At 72.0% G+C, this 16,768-nt stretch carries 16 protein-coding genes; 11 read left to right on the plus strand and 5 right to left on the minus strand.

Features of this window, described 5'->3' with window-relative positions:
* The first annotated feature begins 60 nt into the window (after positions 1-60).
* From AB0D29_RS23020 to AB0D29_RS23050, 7 genes are all read left to right on the plus strand, one after another.
* Entirely contained in the window at positions 61-966 is a 906-nt protein-coding gene (locus tag AB0D29_RS23020; RefSeq protein ID WP_362856796.1) for an ornithine cyclodeaminase family protein, read from the plus strand.
* Between the two features lie 70 nt (positions 967-1,036).
* Positions 1,037-1,747: a GntR family transcriptional regulator gene (locus AB0D29_RS23025; protein WP_362799643.1), complete on the plus strand. Its 711-nt coding sequence runs from the start codon at positions 1,037-1,039 to the stop codon at positions 1,745-1,747.
* Positions 1,748-1,936: 189 nt separating this feature from the next.
* Complete coding sequence (locus AB0D29_RS23030; RefSeq protein WP_362856666.1) at positions 1,937-3,679, plus strand: ABC transporter substrate-binding protein; 1,743 nt, start codon at positions 1,937-1,939, stop codon at positions 3,677-3,679.
* Between the two features lie 22 nt (positions 3,680-3,701).
* A complete protein-coding gene (locus AB0D29_RS23035) occupies positions 3,702-4,805 on the plus strand; it encodes an ABC transporter permease subunit (protein ID WP_362856668.1) in 1,104 nt (367 codons plus the stop codon).
* Complete coding sequence (locus AB0D29_RS23040) at positions 4,802-5,788, plus strand: ABC transporter permease (protein WP_362856669.1); 987 nt, start codon at positions 4,802-4,804, stop codon at positions 5,786-5,788. Before AB0D29_RS23035 ends, AB0D29_RS23040 begins: the two co-directional genes overlap by 4 nt.
* On the plus strand, positions 5,788-6,792 hold the full coding sequence (locus AB0D29_RS23045) for an ABC transporter ATP-binding protein (RefSeq protein ID WP_362856671.1): 1,005 nt from the start codon (positions 5,788-5,790) through the stop codon (positions 6,790-6,792). The genes AB0D29_RS23040 and AB0D29_RS23045 overlap by 1 nt, the downstream gene beginning before the upstream one ends.
* A gap of 86 nt (positions 6,793-6,878) precedes the next feature.
* Positions 6,879-7,814, plus strand: coding sequence for an oligopeptide/dipeptide ABC transporter ATP-binding protein (locus tag AB0D29_RS23050; protein WP_362856798.1), 936 nt, complete (start codon positions 6,879-6,881; stop codon positions 7,812-7,814).
* 89 nt (positions 7,815-7,903) lie between these two features.
* Here AB0D29_RS23050 and AB0D29_RS23055 read toward each other — a convergent pair whose 3' ends face one another.
* Positions 7,904-9,961: a prolyl oligopeptidase family serine peptidase gene (locus AB0D29_RS23055; RefSeq protein ID WP_362856672.1), complete on the minus strand. Its 2,058-nt coding sequence runs from the start codon at positions 9,959-9,961 to the stop codon at positions 7,904-7,906.
* An 83-nt stretch (positions 9,962-10,044) separates the two neighbouring features.
* On the opposite strand from AB0D29_RS23055, the gene AB0D29_RS23060 reads away from it, so the two are divergent.
* Positions 10,045-11,598: an MFS transporter gene (locus tag AB0D29_RS23060; RefSeq protein WP_362856673.1), complete on the plus strand. Its 1,554-nt coding sequence runs from the start codon at positions 10,045-10,047 to the stop codon at positions 11,596-11,598.
* Between the two features lie 3 nt (positions 11,599-11,601).
* Here the strand turns inward: AB0D29_RS23060 and AB0D29_RS23065 are convergent, their stop codons facing one another.
* Complete coding sequence (locus AB0D29_RS23065; RefSeq protein WP_362856674.1) at positions 11,602-12,120, minus strand: FBP domain-containing protein; 519 nt, start codon at positions 12,118-12,120, stop codon at positions 11,602-11,604.
* 212 nt (positions 12,121-12,332) lie between these two features.
* The gene (locus tag AB0D29_RS23070) at positions 12,333-13,778 is read right to left on the minus strand and encodes a cytochrome P450 (protein WP_362856676.1); all 1,446 of its coding nucleotides are present in this window, start codon (positions 13,776-13,778) and stop codon (positions 12,333-12,335) included.
* A gap of 206 nt (positions 13,779-13,984) precedes the next feature.
* Between AB0D29_RS23070 and AB0D29_RS23075 the strand changes: the two genes are divergently transcribed.
* Complete coding sequence (locus AB0D29_RS23075; RefSeq protein WP_362856677.1) at positions 13,985-14,293, plus strand: putative quinol monooxygenase; 309 nt, start codon at positions 13,985-13,987, stop codon at positions 14,291-14,293.
* A 69-nt stretch (positions 14,294-14,362) separates the two neighbouring features.
* Here the strand turns inward: AB0D29_RS23075 and AB0D29_RS23080 are convergent, their stop codons facing one another.
* Positions 14,363-15,154, minus strand: coding sequence for a hypothetical protein (locus AB0D29_RS23080; protein ID WP_362856678.1), 792 nt, complete (start codon positions 15,152-15,154; stop codon positions 14,363-14,365).
* A gap of 121 nt (positions 15,155-15,275) precedes the next feature.
* Between AB0D29_RS23080 and AB0D29_RS23085 the strand changes: the two genes are divergently transcribed.
* Positions 15,276-15,584, plus strand: a complete 309-nt coding sequence (locus tag AB0D29_RS23085; RefSeq protein WP_362856800.1) for a MerR family transcriptional regulator — start codon at positions 15,276-15,278, stop codon at positions 15,582-15,584.
* Positions 15,539-16,066 (plus strand): hypothetical protein, encoded by a 528-nt coding sequence (locus tag AB0D29_RS23090; protein ID WP_362856807.1) that lies wholly within the window; start codon positions 15,539-15,541, stop codon positions 16,064-16,066. Before AB0D29_RS23085 ends, AB0D29_RS23090 begins: the two co-directional genes overlap by 46 nt.
* Before the next feature lie 18 nt (positions 16,067-16,084).
* Here AB0D29_RS23090 and AB0D29_RS23095 read toward each other — a convergent pair whose 3' ends face one another.
* Positions 16,085-16,648, minus strand: coding sequence for a hypothetical protein (locus AB0D29_RS23095; protein ID WP_362856679.1), 564 nt, complete (start codon positions 16,646-16,648; stop codon positions 16,085-16,087).
* Positions 16,649-16,768 lie beyond the last annotated feature (120 nt).

The raw sequence follows: 16,768 nt of genomic DNA on the forward strand, positions 1-16,768 counted from the left end.
GCGGGCCGGGACGTGGCGGGCCGGGCCGGGCGCGGGCTCCCGCAGTGGGGCGCCGACGCCATGGCCGGGCTCCTGACCCCGGCCGCGGCCACGGACGCCCTGGCTGAAGCCCTGCGGGCCGGGCTGGATCCCGAAGGCTGTCCGCAGCGTACGGCGCTCGCCGTACCCGGCGGCGAACTGCTGCTGATGCCGGCCGCGTCCGGCTCGTACGCCGGGGTGAAGATCGCCGGGGTGGCGCCCGGCAACCCGGCCCGCGGGCTGCCCCGGATCACCGGCTCCTACCTGCTGCTGGACGGGCCCACCCTGCGCCCGCTGGCCCTGCTCGACGCGGCCGCCCTGACCACCCTGCGCACGCCGGCCGTCTCCGCCCTCGCGCTGCGCCACCTGGCACCGGCCGGGCGCCCGCTGCGGCTGGTGCTCTTCGGCTCCGGACCGCAGGCCTACGGGCACCTCGAAGCGGCGCTCTCCGTCAGGGAGTTGGCCGAGGTGGTGGTGGTCGCCCGCGACCCGGCGGGCGGGGAGCGGCTCGCCGCGCACGCCCGCGGCCTGGGGCTGCCCGCCCGGACCGGCACCCCGAAGGCGGTGGCCGACGCCGATCTGGTCATCTGCTGCACCTCCGCCCGGGAACCGCTCTTCGACGGGCGCCTCGTCGGCCCGGGCGCCACCGTCGTCGCCGTGGGCTCGCACGAGCCGACCGCCCGGGAGACGGACACGGCCCTCGTGCGACGCGCGGCCGTGTACGTGGAATCCCGCGCGGCGGCCCTGCGCGAGGCCGGCGACCTGCTGGTCCCGGAGGCGGAGGGGGCGATCGGGCCCGGCCACATCACGGGCACCCTCGCCGACCTGGTGGCGGGGCGCATGCCGGCGGGCGGAGCGCAGAGTTGTCCACAGCTCTTCAAGAGCGTGGGCATGGCCTGGGAAGATCTCGCCGTGGCGGTCGCGTTGTGGGAGGCCGCCGGAGTGTGAGCAGCGCAACGTGACATTGTACGCTGTTCCTCTGCGCGTCGGTGGTGTCGGGGGTCTCGGAGGAAATGCAATGGGTGACCTGAAGCAGCACAGTCTCATCAAGGCCCAGGAACGGCTCCGCGACCAGGTCGGCCACGCACTCCGAGCCGCCCTGATAGCGGGTGAGCTGCGCCCCGGCAGCGTCTACTCGGCTCCAGGCCTCGCGGCCGAACTCGGCGTCTCGGCCACCCCGGTGCGCGAGGCCATGCTCGACCTGGCGCGCGAGGGGCTGGTCGAGCCGGTCCGCAACAAGGGCTTCCGGATCACCGAGGTCAGCGAGCGCGACCTGGACCAGTTCACCGAACTGCGCACGATGATCGAGGTGCCGACCATCGGCCGGATCACGAAGATCGCCACGACGGAGCAGCTGGAGGCGCTGCGGCCGATCGCGGAGGAGATCGTCACCAGCGCGCGCGAGCACAACCTCATCGGATACCTGGAGGCGGACCGCCGCTTCCACCTGTCCCTGCTGGCCCTCGCGGGCAACGACCGGCTCGTCGAGACCGTCGGCGACCTGCGCAAGCGCTCCCGGCTGTACGGGCTGACCGGCCTGGACGAGGCCGGCAAGCTCGTCTCCTCGGCGGAGGAGCACATCGAGCTGCTCGACCTGATGATCAGCGGCGACGCCGCGGCGGCCGAGGCCTGCATGGTCCGCCACCTCGGCCACGTCCGCTCGCTCTGGGCCCAGGGCCGCGACGAGCCCGTGGGCCGCACCCCGGGCGGCCTCGGCTCCGGCCTCTAGCCTCCCGCCTCTCCGTTTCCGACAGGGCCCGCCACGGCGGGCCCTGTCGCATACCCGGCCCAACTGCCTTCCGGCCAACCGGATTTGGACACGTCTGAATAACGGGCCGCTCAACCCCTTGTCAGTACAATTTCACATTACTATGTTACCGGTCACATCCTAGAGCGCGGCCCTTCACTGGAGTGACCCATGACCAAGCGCACCCAACTCGCCCTCGCCACCGCCCTGGTGGCAGCACTCGCACTCGGCGCCTCGGGCTGCTCCGACACCAAGAAGGGCTCCGCGGGCGGCGGCGCGTCCAACCCCGCCGCCGCCAACGACGGCAAGATCCTCGGCGGCACCCCGGTCAAGGGCGGCACCCTCACCGTCCTGTCCAACCAGGACTTCGCCCACCTCGACCCCGCCCGCAACTGGGTCATGCCGACCATGGACTTCGGTACGCGCCTCCTCTACCGGACCCTCGTCACCTTCAAGGCCGAGCCCGGCAAGGCCGGCAGCGAGCTGGTCCCCGACCTCGCCACCGACCTCGGCACCCCCTCCAACGGCGGCCGCACCTGGACCTTCACCCTCAAGGAGGGCCTGAAGTACGAGGACGGCACCCCGATCAAGGCCCAGGACGTCAAGTACAACGTCGAGCGCTCCTTCGCCCCCGACCTCACCGGCGGCCCCGACTACGCGGCCCAGTACCTGGCCGGGACCGAGGGCTACAAGGGCCCCCTCCAGGGGCAGCACCTGGACTCGGTGAAGACCCCCGACGACCGCACGATCGTCTTCGAACTGAAGCGCCCGGTGGCCGAGTTCTCCGCGACGGCCACCCTGCCGACCTTCTCGCCCGTGCCCCAGTCCCAGGAGAAGGGCACCCAGTACGACGCCCGCCCGTTCTCCTCCGGCCCGTACAAGATCGAGTCGTACGACCGCGACAAGAAGCTGGTCCTGGTCCGCAACGAGCACTGGGACGCGAAGACCGACACCGTGCGCAAGGCCTACCCCGACAAGTTCGTCGTCGTCATGGGGCTCAAGGGCGGCCAGGTCGACGACCGCATCATCGCCGGCGAGGGCGCCGACGCCTCCACCGTCCAGTACGCCGACATGCGCCCCGAGAGCGCCCCCAAGGTGCTGCCCAAGCCGGACGTCAAGGCGCGCCTGATCGCGGAGTCCAAGGGCTGTACCGAGATGCTCTACCTGAACAACTCCCGCGCCCCCTTCGACGACCCCAAGGTCCGCGAGGCCATGCAGTACGCCGTCGACAAGGAGGCCGTGGTCACCGCGGGCGGCGGCCCGGCCCTCAACGAGATCGCCACCGCCTACCTGCCCCCGGCCCTGTCCGGCGGCAAGCAGGCCGACACGCTGAAGATCGCCCCGGCCGGCGACCCGGCGAAGGCCAAGGAACTGCTGAAGGCCGCCGGCAAGGAGAAGCTCAAGGTCTCGCTGTCCGTCTCCACCGGTGACAAGGGCGCCGCCGAGGCCATCCAGCAGGGCCTGTCCCGCGCGGGCATCGAGGTCGTCATCGACACCGTCGACCCGGGCGCGTACTACGACGTCATCGGCGACCTCTCCACCACCCCCGACATGACCTTCACCGGCTGGTGCCCCGACTACCCGTCCGGCTCCACCTGGATCCCCTTCGTCTTCGACGGACGCACCATCAAGGACAAGGGCAACCAGGGCAACTACAGCCAGTTCCGCGACGAGGCGACCATCAAGCGGATCGACGAGATCAACAACATGGCCGACGCGAAGCAGGCCAACCAGGCCTGGATCGACCTGGACGCGGAGCTCATGAAGAAGTCCCCGTCCATCCCGATCCTGCTGGAGCGCAAGCCGCTGCTCGTCGGCCCCAACATCGCCGGCGCGTTCGGCCACCCCGTGTGGACCGGCGAGATCGACTTCGCGACGGTCGGCCTCAAGGACCCGTCGAAGAGCCAGGGCTGAGGCATCCGGAGCCCTCGACACCATGACCACCACCGCACCGGTCCCGGACGACCGGGCAACCCCCGGCCCGGACGGCACCCCGGCCCCTGGCTCCGCACGGGCCCCTGGCAGCGCACCAGCCCGTGACGGCGCACCAGCCCCCGGCACCGCTTCGGCCCCGGGCCCCGCTTCAGCCCCGGGCCCCTCTTCGGCCCCCGACGCCGCCAAGGACGGCCCCGCGGCGGCGCCCGGCAGCAGCCCCTGGCAGCTCGCCCGGCGGGAACTGCGCCGCCGCCCCGCCGTCCGCGTCAGCCTCTGCGTCGTCCTCCTCTTCGTCCTGATGGCCGCGACCGCCCCCTGGCTGGGCGCCCTCGGCGGCTGGTCCCCCGAAGAGTTCGACAAGACCGCCATCGACCCCTACCTGGGCGGCCAGCCCCTCGGCTCCTTCGGCGGGATCGGCCCCGAGCACTGGCTCGGCGTCGAACCCGTCACCGGCCGCGACCTGTTCGCCCGCGTGGTCCACGGCGCGCAGGTCTCCCTGCTCATCGCCTTCGCCGCGACCGCCATCGTGGTCGTCGCCGGCACCGCCGCCGGAATCGCCGCCGGTTACTTCGGCGGCCGCACCGACGCGGTCCTGTCCCGGCTCATGGACCTCACCATGTCCTTCCCCTCCCTGATCTTCATGATCGCGATGCTGTCCGTGGCCAAGGACGTCAACCGGATCGTCCTCATGACCTCCGTCATCGGAGTCTTCGGCTGGCCCGGAGTCGCCCGCGTCGTCCGCGGCCAGACCCTCTCCCTCAAGCACCGCGAGTACGTCGACGCCGCCCGCGTGGGCGGCGCCGGCCCCTGGCGGATCCTGACCCGCGACATCCTCCCGGGCGTCTCGGGCCCGGTCATCGCCTACACCACCCTGCTCATCCCCGGGATGATCAGCACCGAGGCGGCCCTGAGCTACCTCGGCGTCGGAGTCCGCCCGCCCACCCCCTCCTGGGGCCAGATGATCGCCGAGTCCGTCGCCTACTACGAGACCGACCCCATGTACTTCGTCATCCCCAGCGCCTTCCTCTTCCTCGCCGTCCTCGCCTTCACCCTGCTCGGCGACGCGCTGCGCGACATCCTCGACCCGAGGGGCGGCCGCACGTGATCGCCTACCTCGCCCGCCGGCTGCTCGCCCTCGCCGGCGTCCTCCTCGCCATCGCCGCCGTCACCTTCCTCATCTTCTACGTCCTGCCCGCCGACCCGGCCGCGGCCGCCTGCGGCAAGACCTGCAGCGCCGAGCGCCTGGCCGACGTACGGACGTACCTGGGGCTCGACCAGCCCCTGTGGCGGCAGTTCGCCGACTTCCTGACCGGCATCTTCACCGGCCGCACCCTCGGCACCGGCCAGTACGCCGTCGCCTGCGACTTCCCGTGCCTGGGCTACTCGTACGAGAACTCCCTGCCCGTCTGGGACCTGCTCATGGACCGGCTCCCGGTCTCCGCCTCCCTCGCCGTCGGCGCCGCCGTGCTGTGGCTGGTCCTGGGACTGGGCGCCGGGGTCACCGCCGCCCTGCGCAAGGACACCGCCACCGACAAGGCCCTGATGGTCGGGGCGGTCGCCGCCGCCTCGCTGCCCGTGTACTTCACCTCGGTGATGCTCATCTACGGGGTCATCCGCATCGCCGGCCTCCTGCCCTACCCCACCTACCAGGCCTTCACCGACGACCCGCTCGCCTGGGCCTCGAACCTGCTCCTGCCCTGGACGGCGCTCGCGCTCCTGTACGCCGCCATGTACGCACGCCAGAGCCGCGGTTCGATGATCGAGGCGATGGCCGAGCCCTACATCCGCACCGCCCGCGCCAAGGGCATGCCCGAACGGACCGTCGTCGTCAAACACGGGCTGCGCTCCGGGATGACCCCGATCCTCACCATCTTCGGCATGGACCTCGGCGGCCTGCTCGCCGGAGCCGTCATCACCGAGTCCATCTTCGGACTCCCGGGCATCGGGCGGCTGTTCTACGGCGCCCTGGTCAGCTCCGACCAGCCCGTGGTCCTCGGGGTCACCCTGCTCGCCGCCTTCTTCATCGTCGTCGCCAACCTCCTGGTCGACGTCCTGTACGCAGTCATCGACCCGAGAGTGAGGTACTGATGACCGCTCCGCTCCTCGAAGTACGCGACCTGCGCGTCACGTTCACCACCGAGCGCGGGACCGTACGGGCCGTCGACTCGCTCGGTTTCACCGTCGAGGCGGGACGCACCCTCGGCATCGTCGGCGAGTCGGGCTCGGGCAAGTCCGTCACCTCGCTCGCCGTCATGGGCCTGCACCGGGGCTCGGTCGAGGTGGGCGGCTCCGTGCGGCTGTCCGGACGGGAACTGACCGCCCTGTCCGAGCGGGAGCTCTCCCGGGTCCGCGGCCGCCGCATGGCCATGATCTTCCAGGACCCGCTCTCCAGCCTGCACCCCTACTACACCGTCGGCGAGCAGATCGCCGAGCACTTCCGGGTGCACTTCAAGGCCGGCCGGGCCGCCGCGCGCAAACGGGCCGTCGACATGCTCGGCGAGGTCGGCATCCCGGAACCGGCCCGGCGCGCGCGGGAGTACCCGCACCAGTTCTCCGGCGGCATGCGGCAGCGGGCGATGATCGCCATGGCCCTGGCCTGCGAGCCCGATCTGCTCATCGCCGACGAACCGACCACCGCCCTGGACGTCACCGTGCAGGCGCAGATCCTGGAACTGATCGCCCGGCTCCAGCAGGAACGCGGACTCGGCGTCGTGATGATCACCCATGACCTGGGCGTCGTCGCCCGCGTCGCCCACGAGGTACTCGTCATGTACGGCGGCCGGGCCGCCGAACAGGCCCCGGCCGACGAACTGTTCGCCGACCCCGCCCACCCCTACACCCGGGGCCTGCTCGACTCGCTGCCCCGCCTCGACACCGCGGACGACGAGCCGCTGCCCTTCATCCCCGGCTCCCCGCCCTCCCTGCTCGCACCGGCCCCCGGCTGCGCCTTCGCCCCGCGCTGCCCCCGGGCGGCCGCGCGCTGCACCGACGTACGGCCCGAGCCGGCGGCGTACGGGAACGGACCGCAGCGGACGGTCGCCTGCCACTTCGCCGGGGCCCTGACCCGTACCGCCGAGGAGGCGGCCCGATGACCGAGACCGCCGCACACGAGAGCACGGCGCGCGAGCCCGCCGCACGCGGGAGCGCCCCTGCCCTGCTGTCCGTACAGGACCTCACCATGACCTTCCCCGGCAGACGATCCGTGACCGGGCGCCGGGGGGCGCCCGTGCGCGCCGTGGACGGGGTCTCCTTCGACCTGGCGGCCGGGCAGACCCTCGGCCTGGTCGGGGAGTCGGGCTGCGGGAAGTCCACCACCGGCCGGATGCTGGTGCGGCTGCTGGAACCCACCTCGGGCCGGATCGCCTTCGAGGGCAAGGACATCAGCCGGCTGTCCCAGGGGGCCCTGCGCCCGCTGCGCAAGAACATCCAGATGGTCTTCCAGGACCCGCACTCCTCGCTGAACCCGCGCCAGACCGTGGCCCGGATCATCTCCGACCCGCTGCTGGTGCAGGGCTGGAGCGCGGCCGACGCCCGCCGCCGCGCCGCCGAACTGATGGAGCTCGTCGGGCTGATCCCGGAGCACATCGACCGCTACCCGCACGAGTTCTCCGGCGGCCAGGCCCAGCGCATCGGCATCGCCCGCTCGCTGTCCACCAGCCCCCGGCTGATCGTCGCCGACGAACCGGTCTCCGCACTGGACGTCTCCGTCCAGGCGCAGATCGTCAACCTCATGGAGCGGCTGCGCACCGAACTGGGCCTCGCCTACGTGTTCATCGCGCACGACCTGTCGGTCGTCAAACGGGTCAGCGACCGGGTCGCCGTCATGTACCTCGGCCGGATCGTCGAGATCGGGGACAAGAAGTCCCTCTACGAAGACCCGCAGCACCCGTACACCCGGGCGCTGCTGTCCGCCGTCCCGCTGCCCGACCCGGCGGCGGAACGGCGGCGGGAGCGGATCGTGCTGCTCGGCGACCCGCCGAGCCCGGCCGCTCCACCCCCCGGCTGCACCTTCCACCCCCGCTGCCCCAAGGCACAGCCGATCTGCCGCACCGAACGCCCCCTGCTCCAGCCCACCGCCTCCCGCGAGGTGGCCTGTCACTTCCCCGGTGACTGACGGGGACCCAGGGGAAGGGGAGGGCCCCGGAGCCAAAGGCGTCTCCGGGGCCCTCCCGCTGTCCCCGGCCGCACTCGGCCGGGTTCGCGTCAGCGCAGTTCGCGGCGGAAGAACTCCAGTTCCAGGGCCATCAGCTTCTCGCGGGTGCCGCCCGGGGTCATGTGGGTGATGCCCGGGAGGGCCAGGAGCTGGTGGGGGCGGCCCGCGTCGGTCAGGGCCTGCGAGAGGCGCAGGGTGTGGGAGGGGTGGACGTTGTCGTCGGCCAGGCCCGTGATCAGCAGCAGCGGGCGCGAGAGCTCGGGGGCGTCGGGGATGAGGGAGTCGCGCTCGTAGACGTCCGGGTGCTCCTGCGGGAGGCCGAGGTACCGCTCCGTGTACGCGGTGTCGTAGTGCCGGAAGTCCGTCGGTGCGGCGCCGGCCGCCGCCGCGTGGAAGACGTCGGGGCGGCGCAGCACCGCCATGGCCGCGAGGTAGCCGCCGTAGGACCAGCCGCGCACCCCCACCCGGTCGAGGTCGAGGTCGCCGTGGCGGGCCGCGAGCGCGTGGAGGGCCGCGACCTGGTCGTCGAGGGTGACCTCGGAGAAACCCCGGTACATGGCGTGGGTGTGGGCGGGGGAGACGTGCGCGGTACCGCGGTTGTCCACGGTCACCACCGCGAAGCCCTGGTCGGCCCACCACTGGCGGAGCTGCCAGCGGCGCGGGTCGGCGGTGATGTCCTGCATGCCGGGACCGCCGTAGCTGTCCATCAGGACGGGCAGCTTCCGGCCGGGCACGTGGTCGCGGGGCAGGACGAGGGCGGTGGGGATGCCGTGCTCGGTGACCCGCTCCAGGAGGGGCGCCGTCCGGTAGGGCAGCGGCTGTGACAGGTCGGCGGGGGTGAACTCCCGTCCGTCGGGGGTGCGGAGGGTGCGCCGGACCCCGTCGGCATCGGCCGTGGTCAGCAGCAGGATCCCGGCCGAGGCCTGGACGCTGTGCACCCCGGGCCCGTCGGCCACCGGGGTCAGCTCGCCGGTGGTCGGGTCCAGCAGCAGCACCTGCTGCTCGGCGGGGTCGCGCAGACCGGCCTCGATCAGCAGTCGGTCCTGGTGGACCCCGGCCACGCGGCGGACCTGGATCCCGTCCCCGGTGAGCAGCCGGCCGTCCACCGCGAGGGCGCGGGCGGCGCCGCCCCCGGTGTCGGCGGCGGTCAGCATCCGCCCGTCGGCGAGCCGGGCCGGAGTGCCGGGGAGGTCCGGGTCCACCCACTGCGGGTGCGTGGTGCGGGACAGTTCGGTGGTGCGGCCGGTGGCCGGGTCGGCGGAGAGCAGCAGGACGTTCTGCTGGAGCCGGTCCTGGACGGTCAGCAGGATCTCCCCGGCCGACTCCCAGCCCGCGTCGGAGACGTAGGGGTAGGTCTCGGCGTCCCAGTCGAGCCGGATCCGGGCACCGTCGTCGCCGAGCACCCACAGCTGGACGTCGGCGTTGGGCCCGCCCGCCTCGGGATAGGCGAAGTCCTCGGCCGGCAGCTCCGGGTGCGCCGGGTCGGCGAAGTACCGCCGCTGGAGGGCGGACTCGTCGACCCGGGCGGCCAGCAGGGTGACCCCGTCCGGGGTCCACCAGTGGCCCCGGGCGCGGCCCAGTTCCTCGGCGGCGGCGAACTCGGCGAGGCCCCAGCGGGCCCCGTCGTCCGGGCTGACCCGGCCGCCCGGGGCGACGTACAGGACGTCGTCGGCCACGTACGCGGTGCGCGAGCCGTCGGCGTTGGGCCGCGGGTCCACGACGGGTCCGGCGGCCGGGACCTCCTCGGGCTTCCCGTCTCCGGCGGCGGTGACCCCGTAGAGCCGCCCGTACAGCGCGAAGACGGCGCGCCGGCCGTCGCCGGAGAGGGCGTACGAGCCGATCCCGGCGGCGACGAGCCGGGTCCGCTCGCGCAGCCTGCGTTCGGCGTCCGGGAGGGTCCCCGGCTCGGGGCACAGCTCGCGCGGATCGGCAAGCCGGGTCTCGGCTCCGGTGGCGGTGTCGAGCACCCAGAGGCTGTCGAACGCGTCGGTGGGGCCGGTGGAGCGGAGGAACCAGAGGAGCCGGCCGTCGTCCCCGAAGGAGAACGCGCGCGGGGCGCCGTAGGAGAAGCGGGCCGTGCTCGCGGAGAGCCTGAGGAAGTCATCCATGATCATAGTGTGACATGTGAAATGTCACTACCACTAGGCCGTTCGAGTGGTGACCCCGGGGGCACGGGCTTAGCGTCGAAAGGGTGGAGCCGAACGTATCGCCGAGCGGCAACGGGACCGGTGGCACGCTGCGAGAAAGCGGCCACGGGCTGGCCCTGTTCGTCATCGCCTCCTGTCAGCTCATGGTGGTGCTCGACATCACGATCGTGAACATCGCGCTCCCACACATCCAGACCGCGCTCGGCTTCTCCACCGAAAGCCTTTCCTGGGTCGTCAACGCCTACACCCTCGCCTTCGGCGGCCTGCTGCTCCTCGGCGGCCGCACCGGCGACATCCTCGGCCGCAAGCGCGTCTTCATCTTCGGTGTCCTGCTCTTCGGCCTGTCCTCGCTGCTCGGCGGACTCGCGCAGAACGAGGGCCAGTTGATGGCGGCCCGCGCCCTCCAGGGCGTCGGCGGCGCCATCGCCTCGCCGACCGCCCTCGCGCTGATCACCACCACCTTCCGTGAAGGCCCCGCACGCAACCGGGCCTTCGGCGTGTTCGCCGGCGTCTCGGCCGCCGGCGGTGCGATCGGCCTCCTCGCGGGCGGCATCCTCGTCGAATGGCTCGACTGGCGCTGGGTGCTCTTCGTCAACGTCCCCATCGCCGTGGTGATCGCGATACTGGCCACGAAGGTCCTGCGCGAGTCCGAACGCCACCCCGGACACTTCGACCTCGCCGGCGCGCTCCTGTCCACCGCGGGCATGGTCGCACTGGTCTACGGCTTCATCCGGGCCTCCCAGGACGGCTGGAGCGAGCCCGTGACCCTCGGCTCCTTCGGCGCCGCCGTCGTCCTGCTGACCCTGTTCATCCTCAACGAGCGGCGCTCGCCGCAGCCCATCACCCCGTTGCACATGTTCGCCGACCGCAACCGGGCCGGGACCTACGGGATCATGCTCATGCTCGCCTGCGCGATCTTCGGCATGTTCTTCTTCCTGACCCTCTTCGTGCAGATCGTGCTCGGCTTCAGTCCCGTCCAGGCCGGCCTCGCCTTCCTCCCGGTCAGCGTGATGATCGCGGTGGGCGCGGGGCTCACCTCGCAACTGCTCCCGAAGTTCGGGCCCAAACCGTTCATGGTCGGCGGCGCCCTGTCCTCGGCGGCCGGGCTCGCCTGGCTGACGCAGACGGACATCCACTCCACGTACCTGGGCAGCATCCTGGGTCCGATGCTGCTGTTCGCCCTCGGCATGGGCATGCAGTTCGTCTCGCTGACCCTGATGGCCCTGTCCAACGTCCCCGAACGGGAGTCGGGAGCCGCGTCCGGACTGCTCAACACGATGCAGCAGGTGGGCGGCTCCCTCGGCCTGTCCATCCTGGTCACGGTCTTCGGCACGGCCAGCCGCAACGAGGCCAAGGACCAGGTGGCCGGCTTCCTCGGCACGGCCACCCCCGCGCAGCGGGCGGCCTTCCAGCAGACCGGTCAGGTCCCGAAGCCGTGGAGCGACCAGATCCTCACCTCGGGCATCAGCGCGGCCTTCGTCGTGGCGGCGATGTTCACCCTGGTCGGCGCGGCCATCGCGCTGCTCGTCATCCAGGTCCGCCCCTCGGACCTGGCCCGCCTCCAGGGCAACCACACCCCGGCGGCGGACCGCACCTAGGGGTCAGGCCGTGGTGACTCCCGCGCCGGTGACGCGGGCCGCGAAGGCGTCCAGGTTGCCCGACATGCGGGCGAGGCGCTCGTCCACGGTCAGGGACTCCTCGTGGCGTCCGGCCCGCAGCTTCGGCTGCCGCTTGCCGCGCACGTACAGGGAGCAGGCGAGGTCGGCGCAGATGTAGGTGCCGACCGTGTTGCCCTCGCGGCCGCGGGCGCCGGCCAAGGGGGCGGCGAGCAGGGTGACCCCCGAGGACGCGTGCCCCGTCAGGCAGATCTGGCACAGGCTGGACTTCACCGCGCTGGTGCGGCCCACGGACGGCACGCGCAGGGAGATCCCCAGCGGCCCCGCCTCCCGCGGCAGCACGAGGTGGGCCCGCAGCGGCGCACCCGGATCCACCCACCCGAGGAAGTCCAGGTCGCCCCAGGGCAGTTCGGCGAAGTCGAGCGGCAGGCGCAGCCGCGCGGCCTCGCCCTTGGTGCAGTTCACGAAGGACGCACGGATCTGTTTCTCACTGAGTGGTTCCACGGGCAACGACCTTATGGCCCGTTCTGACCGGCCGCACCCCAATATCCGGTGCCTGAGCCTCCCGTGCCTGCGTCGATACGAGCGCGGCGCGCAGCCGAGCGGCGTCGGCCCGGCGCGCGGCGGGCGCCGTGCGTACGGTGACGATCTGCCAGGAATCTCCTCGCCCATCCGGCATGACGGCCATGACGGCTGGACGGACGGCCGGACGGACGCTACCCGTCCACGCGACGGACCCGGCAGCGCGCCGGGCCGTCCGTCCGCAGGGTGATCCCGGCCCCGACAGGGACCTCGGTGTCCAGGGCCTCGAACTCGTACGCCCGCAGGATCATCGCCAGCGCGACCACCGACTCCAGCATCGAGAAGTGCTGCCCGATGCAGGCGCGCGGGCCGCCGCCGAAGGGGAACCACGCGTAGCGCGGCCGCGCCGCCTCCGCTTCCGGGGTGAAGCGCTCGGGGTCGAAGCGCTCCGGGTCCGGCCAGTGCTCCGGGTGGCGGTGCGTCACCCAGGGCGCCACGATCACGTCCGCGCCCGCGGGGACGGTGTGCTCCCCGATCCTCGTCTCGACGACGGCCTTGCGGCCGATGACCGGCGCGGCCGGATACAGGCGCATGGCCTCCTTGAGCACCCGGGTGAGGTACGGGAGCCGGTCCAGGTCGGCGGCCTCGGGCGTACGGTCGCCCAGGACGCGGGAGATCTCCTCGCGGGCCCGGCTCTGCTCCTCGGGATGGCGTGCCAGCAGGTGCAGGGCGAAGCAGAGGGAGGTGGCGGTCGTCTCGTGCCCGGCGAGCAGGAAGATCAGCACCTGGTCGCGCAGCTCGGAGGCGTCGAACTCCTTGTCGTCCGAACTCCTGGCGGCGGCGAGCAGCGTCAGCAGGTCGTCGCCGCCGTCGCCCTCGCCGCCCTCGACGCCGTCTCCGTCGACGCCGCCGTCCTGACCGGAGGTGTCCGCGCCGGCCCCGCCCCGCCGCTCAGCGATGATCTTGTCGCACACCCCGTAGAGCTCGTCCATCGCGGCGGCCGCCCGCCGGTTGCCCGGGGTGGGCCAGTGCCGCGGGATGTTGGCGGGGGAGTAGCCGCGGCGCAGCACGTAGTCCGTGATGACCGGAAAGCATCGGGCCACGACGTCGGCGGTGGCCTCGACGTCAGTGCCGAAGAGGATCCGGGCCACGGCGCGCAGGGCGAGGTGCGTCATCTCGTCGGAGACGTCGACGACGCCGTCCAGGGCCTCCTCCCACGCGGTGATGACCGCTGCGGTCTCGGCGGCGACGGCCCCGGCGTAGCCGTCCACCCGGCGCCGGGTGAACAACGGCTGCACCAGCCGGCGCTGGCGCAGGTAGTCCTCGTCCTGGCTGGTCAGCAGCCCGTTGCCGAAGGAGTCCCGGACCTCCTGGTAGAAGGCGTTGTCCTTGCGGAAGTTGGCCGAGTCGGAGGCGAGCACCTGCTGGGCGCCCTCGGGCGAGAAGACGCAGTACAGCTCGGCCCGCATCCCGGGCGGGCCGGCCGTGACCCGTACGACGTCGCCGTGCCGGTGCTGTGCCCGCAGATAGGTGCCGAGGGAGTCCGACTTCAGGTCGAAGAGCGACCCGAGCAGCGGAACCCCGACGAGTTCGGGAACCTCCGCCCCCGCGCCGGCCCCTGCGTCCGCACCACCCGCCATGCCCGCTCCCTCGTTCCGCTCCCACGCCCCGTACCGGAGGCCCGATTCTGCCGGTCCCGCGGCACGTACCACCAGGAGTCCCGCCCCATCCGGCCGAATACCGACGAGCCCCGGGACCTCGGACGGTCCAGGATCTGATCAAGAAACCGCGCGTGACACGACATCACCTACCCTGGCCCAAAGCCGGCCAAGATCAGGAGTTCCCGATGTCCGTCGTCGTCACCGCCGTGGTCCACCCGAAGCCCGGGCTGCTGGAGGAGGCGCTGGCCACGTACGCCCGCCACATCGACGCCGTCCACGCCGAGCCCGGCTGCGAGCTCTACGCGCTGCACACCGACGGGACCTCGATCGTGATCATCGAGAAGTGGGCCGGCCAGGCGGAGCTCGACGCGCACGCGAGCGGCGAGGTGATGGCGAGGCTCGGACCCGAGCTGAACGCCCTGCGCGGCCAGCCCGCCGACGTCACGATCCTCCAGCCCCACCCGGCAGGAGCCGCCGCGCAGGGCGCGCTGTGACCGAAGGCCGCTGACCAGGCCACCAACGCGGCGACCGCCCCTGGCCGGAGGATCGACATCGGCCCTCGGTCAGGGACGCCAGCGCTTCTGCCCCGGGCCTTTGCAGGTGTAGAGCTTGCCGTTCGTCTTGCCGATCCCGGTCGCTCCAGCCGTCGGGCAGTAGGCGCCCGGGGTAACGGTGCCGGCGCTCCCGCCGCCCGTACTCGATCCGCCGGACGAGCTGTCGTCGTCGTCCGTGGGCGTGGGTTCGGCCGCGGGCGGGGGCGTGGACTTCGGGTGGAGGCGGGTGTCCTTCTCGGCCGGACACCGTGTGCCGGGCGCGACGAGGTGCACGCTCGTGTTCGCGGAATCCGGAACGAGCACCGTGCCCGCCCCGGGGCTCTGGAAGCAGGCGATCCAGTCCGTGTAGGCGGCGGGGAGCTCCACGTCGTTGTACGCGCTGAGTGCGGTGAGTTCCTTGTCGATCAGGTCCTCCACGGCCTTCTCCGCCTCCCCGAAGGGCTTGCCCACGACGGCGGGCATCTGCGGTTCCGGGCTCTTCGCCGGCGTGGGCGCCGTCGAGGCGGCGGCCGGAGGCGTGGCCGTGGCGGCGACCGGCTGGGTGGCGGCGGGCTGCGGCTTGGCATCGGCGGCGGTCTTCTTCGGCGGATCGCCCAGGAACGGGGTCAGGAACCAGAGCCCCGCCAGCACCGTTGCGACGACCTTCTTCACCTGGCTCCACGGACTGAGCCAGGCGAGGGCTATGCCGACGGGCGGTATGACGACCAGCAGGGAAATGATCAGCGCCGGGTGCTGCCACCAGCGCCGTACGGGCACGGGCGCGGGCGCTTGCGGGTAGGGGTGTGACGACGGGTAGGCCACCTGGAGTCCTTCTGACGGTACGTGAGGGGCCTGGCGAGCGTATAGAAGATTGAAACTTTTACCGGTTGGTACGGGCGAAGAGCCGAGGAGGACCGCCCGGTTCTACTCCGATGCGGGGGTGGTGGCGCCGACCACCCGAAGTCCCGCCGGCTACCGGCTCTACGACCTCGACGCACTGCTTCGTCTGGAACTCCTGCGCACCCTGCGCGAGCTCGGCATGGACCTGGGCACGATCCAACGGGTGCTGGACCGCGAGCTCGCGGTGGCGGACGTCGCCGCGGCGCATGCCGACGCCACGGACGTCCAGATCCGGGTGCTGAGACGGCGCCGGAGCGTCTGCGAGCCGTGGCCAGAGGCGGGTCCAGCCCTGAGGAGATCAAGCTCATGCACAGGCTCACACAGTTGTCCGGCGAGGAACGCCGACGGTTGACCGACGATCTCATCGACGGCACCTTCGGTACGGAGGACGCCGACCCGGCCGCGGCGGCCATGGTCCGCGCGGCCACTCCCGACCTCCCCGACGATCCGTCCGGCGAGCAGCTCGCCGCGTGGGTGGAACTCGCCGAGCTGGTCGGCGACGAGCACTTCCGGGCCCGGATGCGCCGCACGGCCGCGCGGCAGGCCGCAGGGCGCACGCTCGACATCGAGAGCGCGGCCGGCGACGAACTGATGGACTTCACCCGTCAGAAGGTGACCGAGGCCATGGAGTCGGGCATCGACCCGCTGAGCGACAGGGGCGGGCCCGTCATCGACGAGCTGGTGCACCGCTTCGCCGAGGCGTTCGCACGCACCCCTGACAGGGACTTCCGGGACTGGATGGCCAGCGGTTCGAGGAAGCCCACGATCCCCGGGTGGACCGGTACTGGCGGCTGGTGTGGATCGTCAACGGCTGGCAGGTCGTACCGAACCTGATCCCGGTGTACCCCTGGCTCATCCAGGCCCTGCGGAACGGCCGGCCTTGAACGAGCGCGCCCACTCCCACGCCGTGTGCGCGACGAGAGCCACGGCAGCGAGGACGGCGATCACGCGAATCGTGCTCCAGGTGACCTCGACGAACTGTCCCGCGGAGTCCGCTTCCGCCTTCAGGCGGGCGGAGGTCTCGACATAGGCGATGAGCGGAACGAGGAGACGGAACAGAAGCCCGCCCATTCCGGGGATCCGCGCCAGATTCCCGAAGAGTCCCATCGGGGCTCCGAAAAGAACGGCGCCAAGTCCCCAGATCAGAATGCCTGAAGACACGCCTTCGCTGCTCATTCCGTCGGATGTCATTCCGATCGGTGCGACGGGGCTCAGATATTTGAGCAGGTAGTAGACGGCCACGCCGATGGCCAACGCCGACGCGGCCAGCCAGGCCGACTCCATCTTCGACGGCCGGGTGTATCCGATCAGGAAGGCGACGCACGCCCACGACCATCCCGCGGAGAACACGAGGTTCACGACGTGAAAGACCGGGCCGTCAAATGCGCCCGCGAGCGCACCAAGCGTGCCGATCACTACGCCTGCTCCGAGAGCTGACAGTACGGACATGGTGCGAGTGCGCGGTAAATCCACTCTACGTTTCCTGTCTGCGGGGCGGGGTCTGGCCCCTCAGGAGACCATTCACCCGCCCGGGTC

Source organism: Streptomyces sp. NPDC048424 (genome assembly GCF_040651555.1).
In the GTDB taxonomy this organism is placed as follows: Bacteria; Actinomycetota; Actinomycetes; order Streptomycetales; family Streptomycetaceae; genus Streptomyces.